The sequence below is a fragment of the Amycolatopsis ponsaeliensis genome (assembly GCF_030182635.1).
GTDB lineage: Bacteria > Actinomycetota > Actinomycetes > Mycobacteriales > Pseudonocardiaceae > Amycolatopsis > Amycolatopsis ponsaeliensis.
Window position 1 is genome coordinate 85,222 of record NZ_JAPZLD010000030.1, and the last position, 7,783, is coordinate 93,004.

At 71.2% G+C, this 7,783-nt stretch carries 7 protein-coding genes; 5 read left to right on the forward strand and 2 right to left on the reverse strand.

What is annotated here, in order from left to right; translation table 11 throughout:
- The first annotated feature begins 250 nt into the window (after window positions 1–250).
- Genes QQ657_RS35830 through QQ657_RS35840 form a run of 3 tightly spaced genes read left to right on the forward strand, consistent with a single transcriptional unit; the run spans window position 251 to window position 3,236 of the window.
- A complete protein-coding gene (locus QQ657_RS35830; protein WP_284746754.1) occupies window positions 251–934 on the forward strand; it encodes a PIG-L deacetylase family protein in 684 nt (227 codons plus the stop codon).
- Window positions 935–967: 33 nt separating this feature from the next.
- On the forward strand, window positions 968–2,260 hold the full coding sequence (locus QQ657_RS35835; RefSeq protein WP_284746755.1) for a nucleotide sugar dehydrogenase: 1,293 nt from the start codon (window positions 968–970) through the stop codon (window positions 2,258–2,260).
- 13 nt (window positions 2,261–2,273) lie between these two features.
- Entirely contained in the window at window positions 2,274–3,236 is a 963-nt protein-coding gene (locus QQ657_RS35840; RefSeq protein ID WP_284746756.1) for an NAD-dependent epimerase/dehydratase family protein, read from the forward strand.
- Window positions 3,237–3,605: 369 nt separating this feature from the next.
- Here QQ657_RS35840 and QQ657_RS35845 read toward each other — a convergent pair whose 3' ends face one another.
- Together QQ657_RS35845 and QQ657_RS35850 are read right to left on the reverse strand one after the other, a co-directional pair.
- Window positions 3,606–3,767 (reverse strand): hypothetical protein, encoded by a 162-nt coding sequence (locus tag QQ657_RS35845; RefSeq protein WP_284746757.1) that lies wholly within the window; start codon window positions 3,765–3,767, stop codon window positions 3,606–3,608.
- Window positions 3,764–6,352: a helix-turn-helix transcriptional regulator gene (locus QQ657_RS35850; protein ID WP_284746758.1), complete on the reverse strand. Its 2,589-nt coding sequence runs from the start codon at window positions 6,350–6,352 to the stop codon at window positions 3,764–3,766. The genes QQ657_RS35845 and QQ657_RS35850 overlap by 4 nt, the downstream gene beginning before the upstream one ends.
- A 163-nt stretch (window positions 6,353–6,515) precedes the next feature.
- Here QQ657_RS35850 and QQ657_RS35855 point away from each other — a divergent pair, with 163 nt between their 5' ends.
- Both QQ657_RS35855 and QQ657_RS35860 read left to right on the forward strand, forming a co-directional pair.
- On the forward strand, window positions 6,516–7,283 hold the full coding sequence (locus tag QQ657_RS35855) for a thioesterase II family protein (RefSeq protein ID WP_350310731.1): 768 nt from the start codon (window positions 6,516–6,518) through the stop codon (window positions 7,281–7,283).
- 114 nt (window positions 7,284–7,397) lie between these two features.
- A complete protein-coding gene (locus QQ657_RS35860) occupies window positions 7,398–7,667 on the forward strand; it encodes a hypothetical protein (RefSeq protein ID WP_284746759.1) in 270 nt (89 codons plus the stop codon).
- The last annotated feature ends 116 nt before the right edge of the window (window positions 7,668–7,783 follow it).

Genomic DNA, 7,783 nt, shown 5'->3' on the forward strand with positions numbered 1-7,783 from the left:
ATCGCGCACCCCCACAGCAATGCGATCGACGATACGAGCGCACCGCGGGCGCACCCACCCCTAATGGCCCCGGACAACGCGGGGATCGCGCCCCTAGCCGCCGTCCCGCGCCCCCGCCAAGGTCCGCTTTAGACGGTCTTTAGGGGTTGTCGGTCGCGACCGGCGGATGTCAGATTTCGTGAAAGAAACTTCCGTTGCCCGTGATGCCGTGCGACGGCACTTCCATCAGCACGAAGACTGGGGATCCGGTATGCACAGGAAAATTGGCAAGCTGCTGGTCGTGGGAGCGCACGGCGACGACGAAACGCTCGGCGCGGGCGGCACCATCGCCCGCCTCGCCGACGAGGGTGTGACGATCTCGCTCTGCATCCTCACCAACGACGACGGCTCGCGGTCCTCGAGCGGCGCCGGGGTCGTCAACCGCACCGCCGCGATCGAGCTGGCGGCGAAGACGCTCGGCATCGAACGCGTGCGCATCCACGAGTTCGGGGACAACCGCCTCGACACCGTCAGCCACCTCGAGCTCAACCGGGTGGTGGAGCACGAGGTCCGGGACTTCGAGCCCGACACCATCCTCACCACGAGCATGTGCGACCTGAGCACCGACCACGCGCTCGTCAGCCGCGCCGCCCGGGTCGCGGGCCGGCCGGGCAAGGGCAGCGTGCAGGAGGTGCGGACCTTCGAGATCCGCTCCGCCACCGACGTCGGCGAGGCGTCGGGGCTGCCGGTCACCTTCCGCCCCAACTGCTGGCAGCGCCTCGAGGAGACGCACGTCGAGCGCAAGATCGAAGCGCTGCGCGCGTACGGAAAGGAACTCGAGCCCTGGCCCCACCCGCGCAGCGAGCGGGGCGTCCGCGCCCTCGCCGAATACCGCGGTTCGCAGATCTCCACCGAACTCGCCGAAGCCTTCGAAATCGTCCGGGTCGTGCACTGACCCTTCCACCGTGCAAGAGACGGGTGAACCGCAATGACGAGTACTGTCGCTGAACACGAAATCCTGGCCGAGCTGAACGAACTGACCTCGGTCGCGGTCATCGGGATGGGGTACGTCGGCCTGCCGACCGCCCTCGGCCTGCACGAGAGCGGTGTCGGCATCATCGGCATCGACCTCTCGCAGAACCGCCTCGACGCGATCCGCTCCGGCGAGGTCGACCTGATCGAGGCCGACCACCGCCGGCTGGAGAAAGCCGTGCACCAGGAGGACTTCCAGCTCACCGCCGACCTGGCGCGGATGGCCGAGGCCGACGCGGTCCTGGTGTGCGTGCCGACCGGGCTGGACGAGTACCTGATGCCCGACCTCGGCCCGCTCGAGAGCGCCTGCGCCGCGCTGATCGCGCACGCCCGGACCGGCCAGACCCTGATCCTCACCTCCACCAGCTACGTCGGCACCGCCGGGCGGCTGCTGGTGAAACCGCTGGTCGCCAAGGGGTTCAAGGTCGGCCGCGACATCTTCGTCGCGTCCAGCCCCGAGCGCATCGACCCCGGCAACGTCACGCACACACAGCAGGAGACCCCGCGTGTCCTGGGCGGCGTGACGCCGGCGTGCACCGCGATGGCGCAGCGCGTCATCAACCTGCTGACCCCGGCGGTGCACTGCGTCAGCTCGGCGGAGGTCGCCGAGCTCACGAAACTGTACGAGAACACCTTCCGCGCGGTGAACATCGCGCTGGCCAACGAGTTCGCGGAGATCAGCGACGGCTTCTCGATCGACCCGATCGAGGTGATCGACGCGGCGGCGAGCAAGCCCTACGGCTTCATGGCCTTCCACCCCGGCCCGGGTGTCGGCGGGCACTGCATCCCCTGCGACCCGCACTACCTGCTCTGGCAGCTGCGCGCGACGCAGCACAACGCGCCGCTCGTCACGCAGGCCATGCACGCCATCGCCGAACGTCCCAAGCAGGTCGTGGACCGCGTCGCCAACACGTTGTCCCGCAACGGGAAGGGCCTGGCGGGCACGCGCGTGCTGGTGGTCGGCGTGACGTACAAGCCCGGCGTCCAGGACGTCCGGTCGTCGTCCGCTTTGGACATCATCGACCTGCTGGCGGCGAAGGGCGCGAAGGTCGGCTACCACGACCCGCTCGTGCCGACCATCCGCGTCACCGGCGGCCAGCTCGACAGCGTCGTCGAGCCGGACGGCGACGACTGGGACGTCGCGCTGATCCACACCATCCAGCCCGGCCACGGGTACGACTGGCTCGGGCAGTGCCCGCTCGTCATCGACGCCACTTACCGCTTCGACCCCGCGCTCTTCGCGAACTGAGAGGACACCCGACGTGCGTTACCTCATCACCGGCGGCGCCGGCTTCATCGGCTCCCACCTGACCGAGCACCTCCTGGAGCGCGGCCACGAGGTCGTCGCGCTCGACAACCTCAGCACCGGCACGCTCGACAACCTCGCCGGCGTGCGGGACAACCCGGGCTTCCGCTTCGTGCGCGGCTCGGTGACCGACCCCTCGGCGGTCGAGGCGTGCATGGCCGGCATCGACGCGATCTTCCACCTCGCGGCCGCGGTCGGCGTCTTCACCATCCTCGACAAGACGATGGAGAGCCTGCGGACCAACCTGCACGGCACGGAGACCATGCTGGACGCGGCCCTGCAGCACGACGTGCCGATCCTGGTCGCGTCCACGAGCGAGATCTACGGCAAGAACACCGCCGACGGCCTCACCGAGGACGCCGACCGGATCATCGGCTCGCCGCTGAAGAACCGCTGGTCGTACGCGGAGGCCAAGGCGCTGGACGAGACGTTCGCGTACCTGTACGCGGTCGAGCACGGCCTGCGCACGGTGATCGTCCGCCCGTTCAACACGGTCGGCCCCCGCCAGACCGGGCGCTACGGCATGGTCATCCCGCGGTTCGTGAAGCAGGCCCTGGCGGGCGAACCGATCACGGTCTTCGGCGACGGCCAGCAGACGCGGTGCTTCTGCCACGTCCACGACGTCGTCCCGGCACTGGTGGCGTTGCTGGCCGACGAAACGGCGTACAGCAAGGTGTTCAACCTGGGCAGCACCGAGCAGACGACGATCGCCCAGCTCGCCGAGCGCGTGATCTCGGCGACGGGCTCGGCGAGCACGATCGCGAAGGTGCCGTACGAGGAGGCGTACGGCGACGGGTACGAGGACATGCAGCGCCGGATCCCGAACTGCGAGAAGGCGTTGGGGCAGATCGGGTTCTCGCCGACCCGGACGCTGGACGACATCATCGCCGCGGTGGTCGCGGACCAGCGCGGTTCCTGACCCGGCCCGGCACTGCCTGAAGGGGGCTTTCCTCGCTTGTGAAGCGAGGAAAGCCCCCTTCAGTGCGTTGCGGGGTTCTTCGGCGCCGCACCCGGTTCCGGATGTCTTGAATGAGTCATTCAGGTCTTCGGAGGTCCTGAATGACTCATTCAAGACCTTTGAGCCGCGCATCCCACCCCTCGCCCGCCGCGGAAACGCCGCCGCACCCGGCCGCCCATGAGGGGCACCCTCATGGCCATAAGAGCCATGAGGGTGCCCCTCATGGCGTACCAGGACTGCTGGGCCGAGCGCCGCGGAAATGCCGCGAAGGCCTCCGGGGTGGCCGGCCTCCGCCGCGTTTCCGGGTTCTTCACGCCGTGAACGACTCGTTCAGGCGCCACCCTGCGGGCCCAGCTTGCGGTACACCGTCTCCAGGAGCCCCGCGGCCTCGTCCGCACGCACCCCCAGCGCCTCCGCGATCGCTTCGATCCCCGTCGCGTCCGCGGCCAGCTCGGCGACCCGCAGCTCGGCCTCGGTGAGCAGCACGGTCACTGCCCGCCCTCGGCGTCGGCGAACTCGCCCGCCAGCGCGGCCCGGCCGGCGACGCCCAGCTTGCGGTACACGCGGGTCAGGTGCTGCTCCACCGTGCTCACCGTGATGTACAGCGTCTCCGCGATCTGCCGGTTCGTGCGGCCTTCCACCGCCAGCTCGGCCACCCTCAGCTCCGCCTCGCTCAGCACGGACGCCGACGGCGACGCCACCGGCTCCGGACGCGCCACCGGGCGGGGAACCGCCGGCCGGGACCGGCCCTGCCGCGGCACGTGCACCGCCTTCACCAGGCTGCCGGCGCGTTCCGCGCGCTGGCTCAGGTGGTTGATCGTGCGCATCGTCTTCGCCAGCTCCAGCCGGTCGCCGGACGCCTTGAACGCCTCCGCCGCCCGGTTCAGCAGTCCCGGGCGGGCCGCCGCGTCGCCGGCCAGCGCCAGCACCCGCAGGGCGGACCCGCGCGAGTACGCGTCGGCCGGCCCCGCCAGGGACTGCCTGGCCAGCTCGACCGCCATGGCCGTGTTGCCCAGCCCGAGGTTCGCCTCCGCGAGGTCGGCCTGCCACGGCAGGACCGCCGGGAGCTCCAGGTCCTGCTCGTGCAGGATCCGCCGGCACTGCTGCAGATCGCTCACGGCCGCGAGGCCGCGGTTGGTCGCCAGGTGGAAGTGCCCGCGCGCCCGCAGGTAGCGGACGCCGCCCAGGGTCGCCCACACCGCGTCCGGCATCGGGTGCCGCAGCACCGCCGCCGCGTCCTTGAACGCGCCGGCCGCGGTGTGCGCGATCAGCAGCGTGGCCAGCGGGTAGCTGATCGCGACGCCCCAGTTCGGCGCGTCCAGCATGCCCAGTGCCCGCGTTCCCAGGTCCACGGCACCGGGGACGTCGCCCCGGCGCAGCCGCAGGCTCGCGCCGATCGCGTCGAGCATCGCCTTCCACGTGATCGCGCCGCGGTATTCGGCTTCCTCGCTGAGCGAGGTGCACCAGCCTTCCGCGCGGTCGGCCTTGTCGTCGTGGGCCAGCGCGAGGATCGCGGTCGCCAGCGCCTCCAGCGAAGTGTCCGAAAGCCGGCAGTTCTGCAGGATCCGTTCCGCGCACGCCGAAGTCGTCTCGGTGCCCCCGGTGCGCCACATCGCGGCCAGCGAGTTCGCCGTGTGCAGCCACGGATCGCCCGGGTCGGCCGTCGTCGTCGAGACGCCGTAGTGCCAGTAGCCGGCGAGGATGAGCTCGGCCGACGTGCGCGGGTCGAGCGGCTCGACGTCGGTCTCGAGCGCGGCGAACGAGCGCTCGAAGGTGTCGCGGTCGCCCAGCCACAGCGACTGCCGCGCGAGCCCGATCCGGTCGGAGGCGTCCAGCGAGCCCGCCTCCCGCAGCGATCTCAGGTGCGGCGCGGCAGCGGCCGGGTTGACGCGCCAGGTGATCTTGGCGAGCAGCTGGGAGATCGTCTGCTGCTCCCACCGCGCCTTCGCGACCGAGGCCGCGAGCTTCAGGCAGCGGGTGGCGAACTCGATGTCGTCGCCGAGCATCACCTGCTCCGCCGCCGCAACCAGCACCGGCAGCGCCCAGTCGGCCTCCGCCTCGCCCGCGGCGACGAGGTGCCGGGCGACTTCGGCGGGGCTCAGCCCGCGTGCGTGCTTGACCTCGGCGGCCCGGACGTGCAGGCGGACCTTCTCCGGCCCGCGCAGCCCGCCCACCACCGCGGCGGCGGCCGGCGGCCGGAACCGGACGCCCGCGACCAGGCCCGCGTCGGCGAGCCGCCCGGTGGACGCCTCGGCCTCCAGGGGGTCGACCCCGGCGACGATGGCGACGGCCTCGGTGGTGACGTCGCTGTCCAGGACGGCGATCGCGGTCGCCACCTCGCGCAGCGGCGAGCCGTAGCGGTGCAGCAGCCGCTGCACGGCCTCGGAGTACGCCGAGCCGGTGTCCGCGCTGCCGCGGTGGGCGTCGACCAGCGCACGGACCAGCAGCGGGTTCCCGGCGCTCAGCTCGTGGATCCGCTCGGGCAGCCCGTCGCCCTGCACCAGCTCCGCGATGGCCTGCACCGACAGCGGCGTCAGCTCGACGTGCCGGTGCGGCAGCGAGGTGAACGGCGAATCCGCGTACGAGCCGTCGGCGTGGTTCAGGACCAGCAGCAGTGCCGCGGACGGCGCCCGCCGCTGCAGGCGCAGCAGGAGCCGCGCCGAAGTCTCGTCGATGTGGTGCAGGTCGTCGACCGCCACCAGCACCGCGCGTTCGCGGGCCAGCCGGTGGATCGCGCTGCACAGCTCGGCGATCCGTTCATCGACGTCCCTGCCGTCGCCATCGGCCGGCCGGCCGGTCAGCGACGGCGGCAGCAGCGGGCTCGCCAGCAGCTGGTCGATCACCCCGCCGTCCACGTCGCGCTCGTCGGCGGCGCCGGCCGCGGTGAGCGTGACGATGCCCAGTTCCTTGGCCCGCACCACCACCTGGTGCTGCAGGTGTGTCTTCCCGCTGGCCGGTCCCCCACCGACCAGCACCGTCTCTCCCACGCCGGCGTCGCATTCGATCAACAGGTCCTCGAGAAAAGCCAAGGCCCCCTGCGGATTTTCGCGGCGGTTCTGCCCCCAGATCGCGCCCATCGCAAGCTCCTCGAAGCAGGCGGTTGTCTTCCTGCCCCTACGACGTTCGCAGCAGGCGCCTAAGCAGGGCCAACCGCGATCTAAAGTCACCCAGCGGAGTGAATCCGACACAGTTTCGGTAGGGGTTGCCAGTGCGGGGAAAGCCCCGAACACTTCGGAAACTGTGACTGCCCTGAACGAAAGAACGAGCCGGTGGATCCGGCGCTTCCACGTGGCCGACGACGCCGCCGTGCGGCTCGTCTGCCTGCCGCACGCGGGCGGGTCCGCGACGGCTTACTTCCCGTTCTCGCGCGCGGCCACCGCCGCCGGGCTCGACGCCGACATCGTCGCCGTCCAGTACCCCGGCCGCCAGGACCGGCTCGCCGAACGCTGCTTCGACGACGTCGGGACCATGGCCGACGCGATCGCCGACGACCTCGGCCCGTGGTTCGACCGCCCGGTGGCCCTCTTCGGCCACAGCATGGGCGCGACCCTCGGCTACGAGGTCGCCCGCCGGCTCGAAGCACGGGGCGCACGGCCGCTGGGCCTGTTCGCGTCCGCCTGCCGCGCACCGTCCGCTCAGCGGATCGAGTACATCCACCAGCGCGACGACGACGGCCTGATCGCGGCCATCAAGGAACTCAGCGGCACCGACAGCGCGGTCCTGGGCGACGACGAGCTGCTGCGCATAGTCCTGCCCGCGATCCGCGGCGACTACACGGCGGTCGAGACGTACCGCCACCGCCCGGGACGCGAGCTGGAGTGCCCGATCCACGTGCTGGTGGGCGACGACGACCCGGTGACGGAGCTGGCCGAGGCGGACGCCTGGCGCGCCCACACGACGGGCGAGTGCGTCGTGGAGGTGTTCCCTGGTGGGCACTTCTACCTGAACGCGCAGCTCGAGGGCGTGCTGGCCAGTGTCAAGGCCCGGCTGGGTGACTGGAGCCCCTAGGGGGTGGGGTGGGGAAACCCCAGGCGGAGTTCAGGTGCGGACCCCATGGTTCGGCGGGCCCCGGTCCGCGAAACTGGGTACATCGAAGAAAACGACCTGCCCCCGGAGGTAGTCATGATGGCGATCCAGACCGTTCCCGGCGTCACCCAGCGGATGCTCCCCAACGGCCACCTCCAGCTGAGCTGCCGCAACACGAGCCGCCAGGTCGAATGCGAGCCGGTGGCGGCGGCGATGTGGATCGCGCTGAAGCAGCACAACGGCGACGTGGACCGGGCCAGCGCGGTCCTGGCGGCGCTGTGGGAGACGGACGTCGAGGACACCCGCTACGACATGATGCTGCTGGCGGGCTCGCTGTGTTCGCTGGGGCTGCTGGCCGAGGTGTGAGCCCCCCGCGGCGGACGCCTGGGGGCGTTCGTCCGGGTGGTGTTTCCGGCTCGCGTCGAGCGCCCTGAGCGGCGATCCGCGAGCCCGGCCGATGAGACGTCTTGAATGAGTCATTC

Bases quoted from the DNA above. Each gene is read 5' to 3' on its own strand.
- QQ657_RS35830 (WP_284746754.1), top strand. From the start codon at position 251: ATGCACAGGAAAATTGGCAAGCTGCTGGTCGTGGGAGCGCACGGCGAC.
- QQ657_RS35835 (WP_284746755.1), top strand. From the start codon at position 968: ATGACGAGTACTGTCGCTGAACACGAAATCCTGGCCGAGCTGAACGAA.
- QQ657_RS35850 (WP_284746758.1), bottom strand. From the start codon at position 6,352: ATGGGCGCGATCTGGGGGCAGAACCGCCGCGAAAATCCGCAGGGGGCC.
- QQ657_RS35860 (WP_284746759.1), top strand. From the start codon at position 7,398: ATGATGGCGATCCAGACCGTTCCCGGCGTCACCCAGCGGATGCTCCCC.